Genomic DNA, 14,994 nt, shown 5'->3' with positions numbered 1-14,994 from the left:
GGCGATGAGTCGTGGCCAGCACCGCAGTCTGACCGGCATGCTCATCGTCGCCGGCCACCTCCTCGTCGATCCCGCTGCTCGCACCGCCTACCTCGCCGGGTGCGTCGAGGTCGTCCGCCTCGCCCGCGCCGCCCCCGGCTGCCTCGACTTCGCGCTCGGCGCCGACCTCGTCGATCCCGGCCGCGTCAACGTCCTGGAGCGGTGGGCCTCGCGGGCCGAGCTCGAGGCCTTCCGCGGCTCCGGGCCGTCCGGCGACCAGCAGGCCACGATCCTCGCAGCCGACGTCGGCGAGCACGAGGTCCCCTGACGGCCGTCGAGGAAGCACCCGCACTGGCCCCTACCGGGGGTCGAGGAGGATCCACGGCATCGAACACATCGTCGATAATTGTCGGTGGTCGCGTCTAGTCTGATCACATGACCAGCAGCCGCCTCCTCGAACCGGCCCTCGCCGCCGTGGCCGATGCGCACCGCGAGAAGCGGCGTGTGGAGGTGAGCGAGCTGGTCGCGGTGCTCGACTGGTGCACAGCTCACGAGGTGTCCGAGGCCGAGGCGTCGATCCACACCATGACGCCCGGTCTGCAGCTCGGCGGGCCGGGGTGTCCGTGGGTCAGCGAGTTCGACACCCACGACCTGGCCTGCGTCCTCGGCCGCTCCCCCGACTCGTGCGCTGCGTACGTCGGCAACGCGCTCGAGCTGCGCCACCGCCTGCCCCGCCTGTGGGCCCGGGTCGTCGGGTTGGAGGTGCCGGTGTGGAAGGCGTTCCGGATCGCTGAGCAGACCCAGCAGCTCCCGCCCGCGGGTGCGGCAGAGGTGGACCGGGCGCTGGCGCCGACGGCGCACTCCTGCACGTTCGCGCAGGTCGAGCGCACCGTCGCCTCCGCGCTGGCCGCGCACTGTCCCGAGGAGGTGGAGCGCCGGCGGTTGGCGGCGTTGGAGCACCGGCGGTTCGACGTCCACCTCGACCACGTCCGCTCGATCGACGGCACGGTCGAGGTGACGGGGACGCTCGACCTGGCCGACGCGGTCGACCTCGACACAGCGGTCGCCGGCGTCGCGGCACAGCTCGGCGACCTCGGGTCGACGGAGTCCTGGGACGCCCGTCGGGCCCTCGCGGTGGGCGAGATCGCCCGCGCACAGCTCGTCCTCGACCTCGAGATGCCTCCCGGTCGTGGCGTGACTGTCTACGCGCACCTGCGCTCGGACTCCGACCTCATCGAGACCGCTGGCACCACGATCACGGCCGAGCACCTCGCAGCATGGTGCCGCGCACCCGGCACGACGGTCACCATCAAGCCGGTCGTCGACCTCCCCGGCGGCGACCCCGCCGCCGCTCAGGCCCTCGCTGAGCGGGTCGCGGCCTGGCTGGCCGCCGAGGCCCATGTCCGGCCCGTCATCGACCTCGCCGCCGACCACGCCAGCAGCGGCTACACGCCGTCACCGCGCCTGGCCGAGCAGGTCGACCTCCGCGACCGGCGCTGCGTGTTCCCCTACTGCAACCGCCGTCGCACCGACCGTGACCACATCCGCGCCTACGACTCAGGCGGCGAGACCAGGTCCAGCAACCTCGCCCGGCTCTGCCGGACGCACCATCGCGCCAAGACCCACTCGGCCTGGACCTACCAGCAACTCAGACCTGGCGTGTTCGCGTGGCGCTCCCCCGCCGGCGCGACGCACACCGTCGACCGCAGCGCGGAGCCCTGACCACCGAGCCCCACACCCCGGCCACCATCCGGTTCGCGGGGCCACCGGCACGTACCGACCGCTCCCCGCCGTGGCCGGCACGCCGGGTGGCGGCCCGTCTCACACCGCACCCCACGGTGGCGAGGCAAGGCCGCCCGGCGGCCTGCCTAGAGACCCGCCCCACCGCTGCGGGCCACGTGGCCTCGAGACGGGACTCCGTCCCTCCTCGACCACCGTCCGGCCCGACCCCCGTCAGCGCGCGGGACCACCCGGCACGCCCGGCCGCACCCCACCGCTGCGGGCCACGTGGCCTCGAGACGGGACTCCGTCCCTCCTCGACCACCGTCCGGCCCGACCCCCGTCAGCGCGTGGGACCCTCCGGCACGCCCGGCCGCACCCCACGGTGGCGGGGCAAGGCCTCCCGGCGGCCTGTCTCGAGACCCGCCCCACCGCTGCGGGCCACGTGGCCTCAAGACGGGACTCCGTCCCTCCTCGACCACCGTCCAGGCCGACCCCTGCCGACCGGGGCCCCTCAGCCGACGTGCGGTCGACGGCCGAAGCGGGCGAGGAGGTGCCAGGTCTGCTTCAGGACCTGCGGGTCGTGGTCGCCGGTCCGGGCGGCGGCGCCGAGGACGGCGGGGTCGAGCACGGCGCCGAGAGAGCGGGCGAGGGCGAGGGGCGCCGGCCCGCGGTAGTCCTCGGGCAGGTCGGCCGTGGCGACCCGGAAGCCGGGGTGCCACTCGACCGCGCAGCCGAGGCGGTCTGCGGCCTCGTGCACCGGGCCGTCGCGGAAGCAGGGGTCGAGGACGACCGCCTCGACGTCGTCGGCGACCCGGACGCCGCCGTGCACGTGCGCCTCGACGTAGTCGTCCAGGTCGTCCAGGCCCGCCGCGGCCGCGGCGTCGGCGAGGTCGCACAGGTGCGGGAGGAGGTCGGGGCCGCCGTGGTCGGTGGGCTCGAGGACCGAGTCGGGGAAGCAGAACGTCGTCCGCCCCACCACGTGGTCGCGCAGCCGCAGGTGGGCCGAGCCGAAGCGGACCGCGCCGCCGTACGGGTCGGCACGGCGGTTCCAGGCGCCGTAGACGGGGCGGGCGGACGCCGGCCGGTCGTCGTACCGCCCGTCGAAGAGCCGGCTCTCCCACCGCCACCGGTCGCCGCCGGGATGGGCGGTCAGCCCGCCGTTGGACGTGCCGGTCTCGAACTGCGACCGGTAGGTGCCGTCGCGGGCGATCGCCTCCAGGACCAGCCCGTCGGCGCCCGGTCGCCCCACCCGGTCGGGGTGGAGCTGGAGGGTCACCGCGGGTCGCACGACCTCAGAGACCCAGCCGCTCGAGCTCCTCCTCGACGACCGCGGTGTCGAGCTTGGTGAACACGGGCGTGGGCTTGCCGACCGGGGTGCCGACCTCGATCGGGCGACGGCGCCAGGCGGGGACGTCGGTGTAGTCGCCGGTGATGACGGGGTAGCCCGGCCCGCCCTCCAGGTCGTCGACGTCGTCGATGCGCGGCATCGGGGCCACGTCGCCCGCGCCGCCGAACGCGGCGTCGACGGCGTTGGCCGAGTGCGGCAGGAACGGCGCGAGCACCAGGTTGAGGTCGGCGACGCACTGGGCGACCACGTGGAGCACGGTGCCCAGGCGCTCGCGCTGGTCGTCGCCCTTGAGCTTCCACGGCTCGGTGTCGGAGACGTACTTGTTGACCTCGGCCACGGCACGCATGGCCTCGCCGATGGCCTGCTTCTGCCGGTGCCGGCCGAGCAGGTCGCCGACGACCGTGAACGCCTGCTCGGCGACGGCGAGCACCCGCTCGTCGTCGTCGGTGAGCACGCCCGCGGGCGGGATCTCGCCGAAGTTCTTGGCGATCAGGCTCGCGGTGCGGTTGACCAGGTTGCCCCAGCCGGCGACGAGCTCGTCGTTGGTGCGCCGCACGAACTCCGACCACGTGAAGTCGCTGTCCTGGTTCTCCGGGCCGGCGGCGGCCACGAAGTAGCGGAACGCGTCGGGCTGGTAGCGGCTGAGCAGGTCGCGCACGTAGATGACGACGTTCTTGGAGGAGGAGAACTTCTTGCCCTCCATGGTCAGGAACTCCGAGGACACGACCTCGGTGGGCAGGTTGAGCACGCCGAGCCGGTGCTGCTCGCCGCCCTTGCTGCCCTGGCCGTTGTAGGCCAGCAGCTCGGCCGGCCAGATCTGGGCGTGGAAGACGATGTTGTCCTTGCCCATGAAGTAGTAGGTGCGGGCCGCGGGGTCGTTCCACCAGTCCCGCCACGCCTCGGGCCGACCCTGGCGACGGGCCCACTCGATCGAGGCCGAGAGGTAGCCGATCACCGCGTCGAACCACACGTACAGCTTCTTGGCCGGGTCGTCGCGCCAGCCGTCGAGCGGGACGGCGATGCCCCAGTCGATGTCGCGCGTCATCGCGCGCGGGCGGATCTCCTTGAGGATGTTCTGGCTGAAGCGGATGACGTTGGGCCGCCAGAGCCCGGTGGCCTCGCGCTCGTCGAGGTAGGCCCCCAGCGCCTCGGCCAGGGCGGGCAGGTCGAGGAAGAAGTGCTGGGTCTCGCGGAACTCCGGCGTCTCGCCGTTGATGCGCGAGACCGGGTTCTTCAGGTCCGCCGGGTCGAGCTGGTTGCCGCAGTTGTCGCACTGGTCGCCGCGGGCGCCGTCGTACCCGCAGATCGGGCAGGTGCCCTCGATGTAGCGGTCGGGCAGGGTGCGTCCGGTCGACGGCGAGATGGCGCCGTACGTCGTCTGCTCGACGAAGTAGCCGTTCTCGTAGACCCCGGTGAACAGCTCCTGCACCACCGCGTGGTGGTTGCCGCCGGTGGTGCGGGTGTAGAGGTCGTAGCTGCAGCCGAGCGAGACCAGGTCCTCGACGATCAACCGGTGGTTGCGGTCGGCGAGCTCCTGGGGGGTCAGCCCGGCCTCGTCGGCGGCGATGAGGATCGGCGTGCCGTGCTCGTCGGAGCCGGAGACCATCAGCACGTCGTGTCCGGCCATCCGGGAGTAGCGGCTGAAGACGTCGGCGGGCAGCGCGAAGCCGGCGACGTGGCCGATGTGGCGCGGGCCGTTGGCGTAGGGCCAGGCGGGGGCGGACAGGACGTGGGTCATGCCCGCAAGGCTAGTGAGCCTCCGCCACCGCGTTCCGGGTGGGCACGCGCAGCGGCCCCGCCCCGGGCGGCGCGGCCTCGAGCACCTCGACCTCGTCGCCGAGCCGGACGACGGCACCCGGCGTGTCGGGCACCAGGTTGACCCCGAACCAGGTCTTGCCGTCGTACCGGCGGATGCGGGCCAGGCTGGCCAGCGGCTCGCGCTCCTTCTCCCCGGTCTCGGGGTCGACCGTGGTCAGCACGCAGCGGGCGCAGCCCTTGACCGCGCGGAACACCGCCTCGCCGATGCGTACGACGCGCCAGTCGTCCTCCGACCAGGCCGGGACGCCGGCCACGACGACGTTGGGGCGGAACCGGTCCATCGGCAGCGGGTCGCGGCCGGTCGGGGCGGCAGCCAGCACCTCGTCGTTGAGCGCGGCCAGGGACGCCTCGGTGGCGATCAGCAGCGGGTAGCCGTCGGCGAGCGAGACGCGGTCGCCGGCCTCGGAGAAGTCGGGGCTGGTGGGGCGCCGGGCCGGGTCGTCCAGGTGCACCAGCCGTACGTCGACCCCGAGCGCCGCGCTGGACCACGCGTCGGCCTCGGGCCCGGCCGGGGCGGCGGTGAACGAGGAGGAGAAGACCCGCACCGGCACCTGCTCGGCACCGTCGGGGCGAGCGACGAGGAGCGGCCGGTCGGCACCGGGCGCGGTGACCCGCAGGCCGGTCGCGGTGATCACCGGGTGGAGGAGCACGAGCCGCGGCACCTGCCGGGCCGTGACCGCCTTGCCGCCGGCGTCGACGAGCATCCAGCGCCGGTCACCCGCGAGCCCCTGCGGCTCGACGACGCCCTCGGCGAGGTCCTCGCCACGTGCGGACTTCAGCGGGAAGCGCGTGATGCGCGTCAGGGTCGCCGGCACCGGCCCAGGCTACGCGTGAGAGGCGCCGCTCACCGGTGCTTGGCGATCCAGGTCGCGGCGCGCCGGCGCACGTCGGGCAGCCGGGTGTAGAGGCGTCGACCCGGGCAGGCGGTCTGGCTGGTGTCGCGGTGGCCGTCGATGGTGGGCAGCGTGACGGTGCGGCCCGCGGGGTAGCGGTCGGAGCCGTGCGACCAGACCCGCACCCGGCCCTGGGGCTTGCGCCCGTGGGCCCGCAGCTTCCACGCCGACAGCTTGGCCAGCGCGCCGATCACGCGGCTGCTCGGCGTGGCGGTCTCGAAGTTGCCGATGACCGCGACGCCGGTCGAGGTGCTGTTGAACCCGAGGGTGTGCGCACCCCGCACGGCCTTCTTCGCCCCGCCGGCCCGACCGACCCAGGTGCGACCGAACCGGTCGACGAGGAAGTTGTAGCCGATGTCCGACCAGCCCAGGCTCTGGGTGTGGTAGCGGTAGATGCCGCGCAGCAGGCCCGGCACGTCGTCCTTGCCGTAGCTGTTGCTGTTGACCGTGTGGTGCACGTGCACCTGCTGCACCGTCCGGTTGTACGTCGGCCGGCCGGTGCGCCAGGCGCGAGGAGCACCCCAGCTGGCGCGGCTGCGCAGCCGCGGCTTGAAGCGGGCGGGCTTGCGGGCGCTCGTGCCCGGCGTGTCCTTGCGGGCCGCCGGCGGGGTCGTGGGCGCGCCGGAGGGGTCGAGCAGCACCAGGGTCAAGGCGTCGGGGCGCGGCCCGGCGACGTCGACCCGGACCGCGTCGGCGCGGCCGACCCAGGCGAGGTCGGTGCCGGTGACCGCCCGGCGGCGCTCCGAGGTCGCGGCGTCGGGCCCGTCGTGCAGGAGCCCGAGGTCGCGCCAGGCCGACCACCGGCCGTCGGTGCGGGTGCTGACCTTGACGGGGCGCGGGCCACCGCGCCAGGTGAGGCCGACCATCGCGAACGGCGGCGCCTCCACGGTCTCCTGGCCCCGGGCCAGCGGCACGTCGGCAGCACGCAGGCCCGGACCCGCCGGGGCCATCCGGGCCGTCGTGGGCGCCCGGCCGGCGGCGGGGCCGGGCCGTTCGTCAGCGCTGGCGGCCGGGCCGCCGGTGGTCGTCGGCCACACGAGCGCCGCGACGACCACCAGGGCGGCGGGCGCCGTCGTGCGGCGCAGGGTGCGGGTTCCCGAGATCGACATCTCCTCGATCTTGCGTCACTTCTGTCACAGGAGCAACACCGGGCACCCACCCCTGCGGGAGCCGACCGCCGTCAGGAGAAGTCGAGGTCGCCCGTGCGCGAGCGCTTGAGCTCGTAGAAGTAGGGCACCTTGGCCACCGCGACGCAGCCGTCCCACAGCTGGCCGGCGTCCTCGCCCCTGGGGATGGCCGAGAGCACCGGGCCGAAGAAGGCCGCGCCCTCGAAGGCGATGGTCGGCGTGCCGACGTCGTCGCCGACCTGGTCCATGCCGCGGTGGTGGCTCTCGGCGACGGCGGCGTCGAGCGAGGAGTCGTCCATCGCCTCGACCAGCTCGGCCTCGAGCCCGGCCTCGGCGAGGGCGTCGGAGACGAGCGACCGCCCGGCGTCGTCGAGCTCGTGCAGCTTCTGGCCCTCGAGGTGGATGCGGTTGCCGAGCGCGGTGTAGAGCGGGAGCAGCACGTCCTTGCCGTGCTTCTGCTCGGCCGCGATGCACACCCGCACCGGGCCCCAGGCCGGGGCCAGGATGGCGCGGTACTCGTCGGGGATGTCCTTGTCCTGGTTGAGGTAGGCCAGGCTCATCACGTGCCAGGTGACCTCGATGTCACGCACCTGCTCGACCTCGAGGATCCAGCGCGAGGTGATCCACGCGAACGGGCACAGCGGGTCGAACCAGAAGTCGGCGTTGGTCTTGTCGCTCATGCCACCAGACAACCATCGACCACCGACATCCCGTCCCACCCGTGCGGACAGGACCGGCCGGACGCGGACCTCAGCGCTTGACGACGACCGGCACGGTCGCCCGCCCGGACTCCGCGACTCCGTTGCCGGCGTACACGACGATGAGCGTGCGCTTGCCCGGCTTGAGCCCGCGCAGCCGGAGCTCGGCGGCCCCGTTGACGACCGCGCCGCGCACGACCTTGCCGCGGATGCGCGCCCACACGGTGCCGGTCGGCGCCGCGACCCCCGGGGCCACGACCCGCACCCTGGCGAGCGCGCCACGCTTGCGGCCGTAGCCGCGCAGCTGGACCGTGGACGGCGCGGTGACCACGCCGAAGTCGGCCGAGCGCACGACGCCGCGGAAGCGGGGCTTGGTCACGCTCGCCTGCACCGTGACCCGGCGGCCGACGTCGGCCGCACCGAGGGCGTACGACGGGCCGACCGCCCCGGGGACCGGGACGCCGTCGCGGAACCACTGCAGCGCGGCCCGGGCGTCGGTCGGCGTCCAGGCGCCGGGGGCGTAGGTGAGCGTCGAGCCGCTGCGGGCCGTGCCCGCCGGCGCGAAGTCGGTCGTGAGGGCGACGACGCCGGCGTCGACCGGTGCGGTGTCGGCGGAGTTGTTGGACAGCTTGGTGTAGCCGGCCCGCTTGGCCACCTCGACCACGGAGATCTTCTTGCCGACGAGGTCGGCGGTGACGGTGAAGGACGTGCCGTTGCGGCCCTCGAGCCACACGCCGTCGGCGCGCCAGCGGAAGACCCGCTCCTCGGGCGTGGGCGTCCACGTGCCCGGCACGACCGTGAGGACCTGGCCGACCACCGGCACCCCGGACACCGCGGGCTTGGTGCCCCGCTGCTGCACGCCCGCGACCACCTTGGCCGTGGCGGGCGAGGTGGCCGACGCGCTGGTGTAGCCCGGGCGGGACGCCGTGTTGCGGACCGAGATCGCCTTCCCCAGCGTCGCGGCCGTCGGCACGTAGGTCAGGCCGGTCGCCCCCGCGATCGGCACGCCGTCGGCCATCCACTGCAGGGCGTGGGCGCCCGCAGCGGGCGAGAACGTCGCCAGTCCGGCCGTCAACGGCACCCCGACCTGCGGCACGCCCGTGACGGTGGCACCGATGGTGGCCTTGAGGACCGGGGTGGCCGGCTTGTCGATGAAGTGGATGAAGCCGGAGGGCCAGCCGGGACCGTTCTTGTAGATCGTGCGCCAGTGGAAGTCGCCCGACCACGAGTCCTCGGAGATGACGATCTCGGTCGGGGAGACGACCTTCTCGACGTAGGCGACGTGGCCGCTCGACCCGGCGCCGGTGACGTTGCGGTTCCACCAGGCCACCGCGCCCACGGCGGGGGTGCTGTCGGTGATGTCCTTGCGCGCGAAGCCCCAGTTGTAGGCCATGCCGGAGCCGCTCCAGGGGCGCGCGGTCGACATGCCTGCCTGGATCATCCGGTAGGCGACGTAGTTGGTGCAGTTGTGCCCGGCGTACATGCGCCAGTACATCGTCTGGTTGCGCGAGGCGTAGCCCGCGTGGCTGTAGCCCGCCTTGGCGCAGGCGGCGTAGCCGGTGCACAGGTAGCGCGAGGTGGCCTGGGACGGCGGTGCGCCGGCCGGCACCGCGACGAGGGCCGAGGCAGCGAGGACCGGCACCAGGAGACGACTCAGTCGACGTCCCCGAGGGCGTGGGGCAGCAGGCGTGGCGAGGGGCACGGGGACCACTGTCAAGCACATCCGCCGCGTTTCGCAACACAAACCACATAATTCACAGGAGCCCCAGAAGCAAGCACCGCGAATTACCGGCGTGTCGTTCACCCCGCCCGGCGGGCCGGCTCCGCCGGCCGGGTGCCAGGATGGCCGGCATGCCCGGAACCAACCTCACGAGGGACGAGGCCGCGACCCGTGCCACCCTCCTCGACGTCTCGTCGTACACCGTCGACCTGGACCTGACGAGCGCCGTCGACCCGCAGCGCGCGACCTTCGGCTCCACCACGACCCTGCGCTTCACCTGCCGCGAGCCGGGGGCGTCGACCTTCGCCGACCTCGTCGACGCCACCATCCACGAGATCACGCTCAACGGCACCCCGCTCGACCCCGCGTCGTACGCCGACAGCCGGATCCCGCTGCCGGACCTGCAGGCCGACAACGAGCTGGTCGTGCGGGCCGAGTGCACCTACAGCCACACCGGCGAGGGCCTGCACCGCTTCGTCGACCCCGTCGACGACCGCGTCTACCTCTACTCCCAGTTCGAGGTGCCCGACGCCCGGCGCGTCTTCACCACCTTCGAGCAGCCCGACCTCAAGGCCGTCTTCGACTTCCGGGTCACCGCGCCCGCCCACTGGGTCGTGGTGTCCAACGCCCCGACGCCCGAGCCCGTGCCGGCCGGCGAGGGCGCCGCGACCTGGACCTTCCCGACGACCAAGCGGATGTCGACGTACATCACCGCGATCGTGGCCGGCGAGTACCACGGCGTCTTCGACACCTACCAGGGCCAGTACGGCGAGATCCCGCTCGGCCACTACTGCCGCCAGTCGCTGGTCGAGCACCTCGACCGCGAGGAGCTGGTCAAGCTCACCTCGCAGAGCTTCGCGTTCTTCGAGGACAAGTTCGGCATGGCCTACCCGTTCGAGAAGTACGACCAGCTCTACGTGCCGGAGTACAACATGGGCGCGATGGAGAACGCCGGGTGCGTGACCCTGCGCGACGAGTACCTCCCCCGCTCGCGCCAGCCCCGCTCGTTCTACGAGTTCCGCTGCTCGGTCATCACCCACGAGATGGCCCACATGTGGTTCGGCGACCTCGTGACCATGAAGTGGTGGGACGACCTGTGGCTCAACGAGTCCTTCGCTGAGTGGGCCTGCTACTGGTGCGAGGCCGAGGCCACCGAGTTCGACGACGCCTGGACCGGGTTCGCCAACGCCCGCAAGCAGACCGGCTACCGCGCCGACCAGCTGCCGAGCACCCACCCGATCGCGGCCGACAACCACGACCTCGAGGCCGTCGAGGTCAACTTCGACATGATCACCTACGCCAAGGGCGCCTCGGTGCTCAAGCAGCTCGTCGCGTGGGTGGGTCTCGAGCCGTTCTTGGCCGGGCTCCGGCAGTACTTCGCCGACCACGCCTACGGCAACACCGAGTTCTCCGACCTGCTGGCCGCGCTCGAGGCGGCCTCGGGCCGCGAGCTCGCCGGCTGGGCCGAGGAGTGGCTGCAGACCGCCGGCGTCAACACGCTGGCCCCCGAGCTCGACGTGGCCGACGACGGCACCATCCGCTCCCTCGTCGTGCGCCAGACGGCCCACCCCGACCACCCGACCCTGCGTCGCCACCGCCTCGGCATCGGCCTGTACGACGAGCAGGACGGCCGCCTGGTGCGGCGCGACTACCTCGAGATCGACGTCGAGGGCGAGCAGACCGAGGTCCCCGCGGCCGTCGGCATGGACGCACCCGCGCTGCTGCTGCTCAACGACGGCGACTTGGCCTACGCCAAGATCCGCCTCGACGAGCGGTCGCTGGCCACCGTCATCGAGGGCCTGTCCCGCCTCGACGACTCCCTGGCCCGCGCGCTGGTCTGGGGCGCGGCGTGGGACATGACCCGCGACGGCGAGCTCTCGGCCACCGACTTCGTCGAGCTCGTGCTGGGCAACATCGGCCAGGAGACCGACGCCTGGGGCGTCACCCGCCTCCCCTCCTCCGCGGCGCTCGCGGTCAACCAGTACTCCGCTCCCGCGCACCGCGACGCCCTGCGCCACCGCTGGGAGCGCGGCCTGCGCGAGCTGCTCGACGGCGCCGAGCCGGGCAGCGACCAGCAGCTCACCTTCGCCCGCAGCTACGCCTCCGCCGCCCGCAGCGACGAGGCGCTGGCCGATCTCGAGGCGCTGCTCGACGGATCCCAGGTCGTCGAGGGCCTCGAGGTCGACACCGACCTGCGCTGGAGCCTGCTGACCGGTCTCGCCGCCCGCGGCCGGGCCGACGACGCCCGCATCGACGCCGAGCTCGAGCGCGACCAGACCATCTCCGGCCAGGAGCGCGCCGCGGCCGCCCGCGCCGCGATGCCGACCGTCGAGGCCAAGGAGCGCGCCTGGCAGCAGGCCATGCTCGACCCGTCGACGCCCAACGAGACCGCCCGCAGCGTCACCCTCGCGTTCCCGGTCGCGGGCCAGGAGGAGCTGCTGACGCCGTACGTCGCGCGCTACCTCGACGAGGTCCAGCACGTCTGGGAGCGCCTCGGGTCCCACAAGGCCTCGGTCGCGCTCGAGTACGTCTTCCCGCGCTCGACCGCCTCGGCCGAGGTGCTGGCCCAGCTCGACGCGTTCCTCGAGAGCGCCACCGCCAACCCCGGCGCGCTGCGCTACGTGCGCGAGAACCGGGCCGAGGTCGCCCGGGCCCTCGACGCGCAGGAGCGCGACGCCCGGGGCTGACCGTCCCCCTCGCCGACCCGTCGTGGATCCACGACGGGTCGGCGCACCGGGTCAGCGCACTCGGCCAGCGCAGTGGGTCAGCTGGAGTGCAGGGTGCGCTGGGGGCGGGCGCTCTCGGCGAGCTGCTGGACGCCGCGGCGCAGGCCGCCGGCGAGGTCGTCGTCGCGGAAGCTGGCGATCATCGTGGCCACGGCCAGGTCGACGTGCGCGTCGTCGAGGCGGCGGCGCACGTCGGCGCCGGTGACGACCTCGACGGCGCGGGCGGTCGGGTCGACCATCACGAGCACGCTGCGGTCGGGCGCGACCAGGGACCGGTGGAGGCTCGTGGCGAAGGCGCGGGGCTCACCCTGCGCGCGGCCGACGAAGACGGAGAACTCGGCCCGGCACAGCTGCTCGGACCGGCGGATGGTGGCGTCGAGCGCGGCCCGCTCGGAGCTGCTCAGCCACTCACCAGCGGGCACTGGCCCCACCGTCCGCGTGCTCGGCCTCGGCCTCGGAGCCGTCGAGGACGCTCGAGGACCCCGAGGTGGTGCTGGCGCCCAGGGCGCCGGCCGACCGCGTGGCCTCGAGGGAGTCGGTGCTGCGGCGTCCGCCGAGCCACTGGTCCTCGGGGCCGGTGGCGCCCGGCGCCACCCGCTCGCCGCGGACGATGCCCGGGAGGTAGACGGCGGCCACGATGAGCACGAACAGCACGAGCGGGATGCCGACGAGGACGGCGAGCGCCTCGAGCATGTCGACCGGCTTGGTGTCGGGCCACCCCTCGGGGACGGCGGCCGAGGCCGGGCCGGCAGTCAGCGCGCCGGCGCCGACGAGCACGGTGGTCGCAGCCGCGACGGCGCCGAGCCGGCGTACGGCGGGGACGGTGGGGAACGCGGTCACCCCCTGATCCTATCGGCCCCGGAGGGGTGGGGGGACCGCGGTCCGCTGTCCCTGCCTGCTATCCATGACGGCATGCTCTCCGCCGCTCTCGCCACGACGGACACGCCCACCACCGACGGGTCCTCCGGTTCCGCCGCGACCAGTCCCTGCGAAGCCGGGCAGACCATCTGCAACGCCGTCTTCGACATCACCGACAACCGCACCCTGGCCGACTACTCCGACATCATCATCGGCAAGCCGCTGGTGCTGGTCGGGCTGTTCGTGCTCGCGATGGCGATCCGCTGGGTGGCCCACAAGGCCATCAGCCGGGTCGTCGGCCGCGCCGCCAAGGGCGTGCTGCCCGACCGGGTCAACCTGGTGCAGACCCAGCGCCGCCACCAGCGCGCCGAGGCCATGGGCAGCCTGTTCAAGAGCATCGTCACCGGCCTCATCGCCGCGGTGTTCACCACGATGATGCTCAGCGAGGTCGGCGTCGACATCGCCCCGATCATCGCCAGCGCCGGCATCGTCGGCATCGCGCTCGGCTTTGGCGCCCAGTCGCTGGTCAAGGACTTCCTCTCGGGCGTCTTCATGATCATCGAGGACCAGTACGGCGTCGGCGACCAGGTCGACCTGGGCGAGGCCATCGGCACGGTCGAGGCCGTCACCCTGCGCGTCACCCGCGTCCGCGACGTCAACGGCACCGTCTGGTACGTCCCCAACGGGCAGATCATGCGCGTCGGCAACCAGAGCCAGAACTGGGCCCGCACCGTGCTCGACGTCAACGTCGCCTACCACGAAGACCTCGCCCGGGTCCGCCGCGTGCTGGGCGAGGTCGCCCACGACCTGTGGGAGGACGAGGAGTTCAAGTCGCAGGTCATCGAGGAGCCGTCGGTGTGGGGCGTGCAGGACCTGGCCATCGACGGCGTCACCGTGCGCGTCGTCCTCAAGACCACGCCCGGCGAGCAGTGGGCCGTGGCCCGCGAGCTGCGCCAGCGCATCAAGGCCCGCTTCGACGCCGAGGGCATCGAGATGCCGTTCCCGCAGCGGGTGGTCTGGACCCGCAACGAGCCCGCGCCCAAGGCCGGCTCGGCCAGCACGGGCGCTCCCCCGGCCGACCGCGAGCCCTCCTCGTCCTGAGCCGCACCCCAGGACGGCAGACTGGACCCCATGAGCGAGGCCACCTTCTACGACGAGATCGGCGGGTTCGACACCTTCCGCCGGATCGTCCACCGGTTCTACGAGGGCGTGGCCACCGACGAGGTGCTGCGGCCGATGTACCCCGAGGAGGACCTCGGCCCGGCCGAGGAGCGGTTCCTGTACTTCCTCGTGCAGTACTGGGGCGGGCCGACCACCTACTCCGACCACCGCGGCCACCCGCGGCTGCGGATGCGGCACGCGCCGTTCGCGGTGACGCCTGCCGCGAAGGACCACTGGCTGCGGCACTTCCGCGACGCCCTCGACTCGGTCGACCTGACCCCCGAGCAGGACCAGAGGTTCTGGGACTACGTCGAGCACGCGGCCCAGTTCATGGTCAACACGATGGACTGAGCGGTGGGAGTGGGCAGCAGCTCAGGGCGGTAGGACACCGCCATGAGCATCGACGCCCTCCTGACCTTCGTGCGCGAGCGCGACCGCACCCGCTACGACGTCTTCGCCCAGCAGGGCGCGGAGCCCACCGAGGCCGACGTCGGCGCGTTCGAGCGGCACGTCGGGTTCGCCTTCACCCCCGACGTGCGCGAGCTGCTCCTGCACTCGCTCGGCGGCCTCTTCGTCGAGGCGTCCGAGGCGGTGTGGCCCCGCGCCGTCGAGCTCGAGGTCGGCCCCTCCTGGACGTTCCTGCGCGGCGTGCAGGTCTTCTCCCTCTCCCCCGAGGCGCCCGACTTCCTCGACATGCGGCGCGCGCTCGACGCGCTGCGCCGGGAGGGCGTCGAGGGCCTGGTGCCGGTGCTGCGCGTGCTGGGCGACGCCGACCGGTGGTGCGTCGACGCCCACGGCCGGGTGGTGCTCTGGCGCCACGACGAGCCCGACGCCCCGCCGGAGCCGGCCGGCGTGGGCCTGACCGACCTGCTCGTGCGCGAGCTCGCCGAGCTCGACGCCCGGGTCGAGCGGCGGCTGGCCCTCGGCCGCGGCTGACGGTGCCG

At 73.4% G+C, this 14,994-nt stretch carries 14 protein-coding genes; 6 read left to right on the top strand and 8 right to left on the bottom strand.

All coding sequences use genetic code 11. The annotated features are described in order from the left end of the window. Window positions 1-37 precede the first annotated feature (37 nt). Window positions 38-307: a putative quinol monooxygenase gene (locus FJQ57_RS03650; protein ID WP_139977847.1), complete on the top strand. Its 270-nt coding sequence runs from the start codon at window positions 38-40 to the stop codon at window positions 305-307. Between the two features lie 107 nt (window positions 308-414). Further along, complete coding sequence (locus tag FJQ57_RS03645) at window positions 415-1,701, top strand: HNH endonuclease signature motif containing protein (RefSeq protein ID WP_139977846.1); 1,287 nt, start codon at window positions 415-417, stop codon at window positions 1,699-1,701. Between the two features lie 511 nt (window positions 1,702-2,212). Here the strand turns inward: FJQ57_RS03645 and FJQ57_RS03640 are convergent. The 6 genes from FJQ57_RS03640 to FJQ57_RS03615 all read right to left on the bottom strand — a co-directional run bounded on the left by FJQ57_RS03640 (window position 2,213) and on the right by FJQ57_RS03615 (window position 9,227). After that, entirely contained in the window at window positions 2,213-2,977 is a 765-nt protein-coding gene (locus FJQ57_RS03640; RefSeq protein WP_246081570.1) for a DUF3626 domain-containing protein, read from the bottom strand. 16 nt (window positions 2,978-2,993) lie between these two features. Continuing rightward, window positions 2,994-4,787: a methionine--tRNA ligase gene (gene metG / locus FJQ57_RS03635; RefSeq protein WP_139977844.1), complete on the bottom strand. Its 1,794-nt coding sequence runs from the start codon at window positions 4,785-4,787 to the stop codon at window positions 2,994-2,996. 10 nt (window positions 4,788-4,797) lie between these two features. Further along, the gene (locus tag FJQ57_RS03630; RefSeq protein ID WP_139977843.1) at window positions 4,798-5,682 is read right to left on the bottom strand and encodes an MOSC domain-containing protein; all 885 of its coding nucleotides are present in this window, start codon (window positions 5,680-5,682) and stop codon (window positions 4,798-4,800) included. A 29-nt stretch (window positions 5,683-5,711) separates the two neighbouring features. Next, the gene (locus FJQ57_RS03625; protein ID WP_139977842.1) at window positions 5,712-6,869 is read right to left on the bottom strand and encodes an N-acetylmuramoyl-L-alanine amidase; all 1,158 of its coding nucleotides are present in this window, start codon (window positions 6,867-6,869) and stop codon (window positions 5,712-5,714) included. A gap of 71 nt (window positions 6,870-6,940) precedes the next feature. After that, window positions 6,941-7,567 carry a mycothiol-dependent nitroreductase Rv2466c family protein gene (locus FJQ57_RS03620; protein ID WP_139977841.1) on the bottom strand — a complete coding sequence of 209 codons (627 nt, stop codon included), beginning with the start codon at window positions 7,565-7,567 and terminating at the stop codon, window positions 6,941-6,943. 70 nt (window positions 7,568-7,637) lie between these two features. Further along, window positions 7,638-9,227 carry a CHAP domain-containing protein gene (locus FJQ57_RS03615; protein ID WP_170219260.1) on the bottom strand — a complete coding sequence of 530 codons (1,590 nt, stop codon included), beginning with the start codon at window positions 9,225-9,227 and terminating at the stop codon, window positions 7,638-7,640. Between the two features lie 209 nt (window positions 9,228-9,436). Between FJQ57_RS03615 and pepN the strand changes: the two genes are divergently transcribed. Then, the gene (pepN, locus tag FJQ57_RS03610) at window positions 9,437-11,992 is read left to right on the top strand and encodes an aminopeptidase N (protein WP_139977839.1); all 2,556 of its coding nucleotides are present in this window, start codon (window positions 9,437-9,439) and stop codon (window positions 11,990-11,992) included. 77 nt (window positions 11,993-12,069) lie between these two features. Here the strand turns inward: pepN and FJQ57_RS22235 are convergent, their stop codons facing one another. Then, window positions 12,070-12,453, bottom strand: a complete 384-nt coding sequence (locus tag FJQ57_RS22235) for a DUF5130 family protein (protein WP_170219259.1) — start codon at window positions 12,451-12,453, stop codon at window positions 12,070-12,072. Next, window positions 12,440-12,871 carry a hypothetical protein gene (locus FJQ57_RS22230; protein ID WP_170219258.1) on the bottom strand — a complete coding sequence of 144 codons (432 nt, stop codon included), beginning with the start codon at window positions 12,869-12,871 and terminating at the stop codon, window positions 12,440-12,442. The genes FJQ57_RS22235 and FJQ57_RS22230 overlap by 14 nt, the downstream gene beginning before the upstream one ends. Window positions 12,872-12,943: 72 nt before the next feature. On the opposite strand from FJQ57_RS22230, the gene FJQ57_RS03600 reads away from it, so the two are divergent. From FJQ57_RS03600 to FJQ57_RS03590, 3 genes are read left to right on the top strand one after another with little or no spacing between them, the layout of a single operon-like run. After that, window positions 12,944-13,990: a mechanosensitive ion channel family protein gene (locus tag FJQ57_RS03600; protein WP_139977837.1), complete on the top strand. Its 1,047-nt coding sequence runs from the start codon at window positions 12,944-12,946 to the stop codon at window positions 13,988-13,990. Between the two features lie 30 nt (window positions 13,991-14,020). Then, complete coding sequence (locus tag FJQ57_RS03595; protein ID WP_139977836.1) at window positions 14,021-14,401, top strand: globin; 381 nt, start codon at window positions 14,021-14,023, stop codon at window positions 14,399-14,401. Between the two features lie 42 nt (window positions 14,402-14,443). Further along, window positions 14,444-14,986 carry an SMI1/KNR4 family protein gene (locus FJQ57_RS03590; protein WP_139977835.1) on the top strand — a complete coding sequence of 181 codons (543 nt, stop codon included), beginning with the start codon at window positions 14,444-14,446 and terminating at the stop codon, window positions 14,984-14,986. The last annotated feature ends 8 nt before the right edge of the window (window positions 14,987-14,994 follow it).

Source organism: Nocardioides litoris (genome assembly GCF_006346315.1).
In the GTDB taxonomy this organism is placed as follows: domain Bacteria; phylum Actinomycetota; class Actinomycetes; order Propionibacteriales; family Nocardioidaceae; genus Nocardioides; species Nocardioides litoris.
This window is presented reverse-complemented; position numbering and strand designations above follow the sequence as displayed.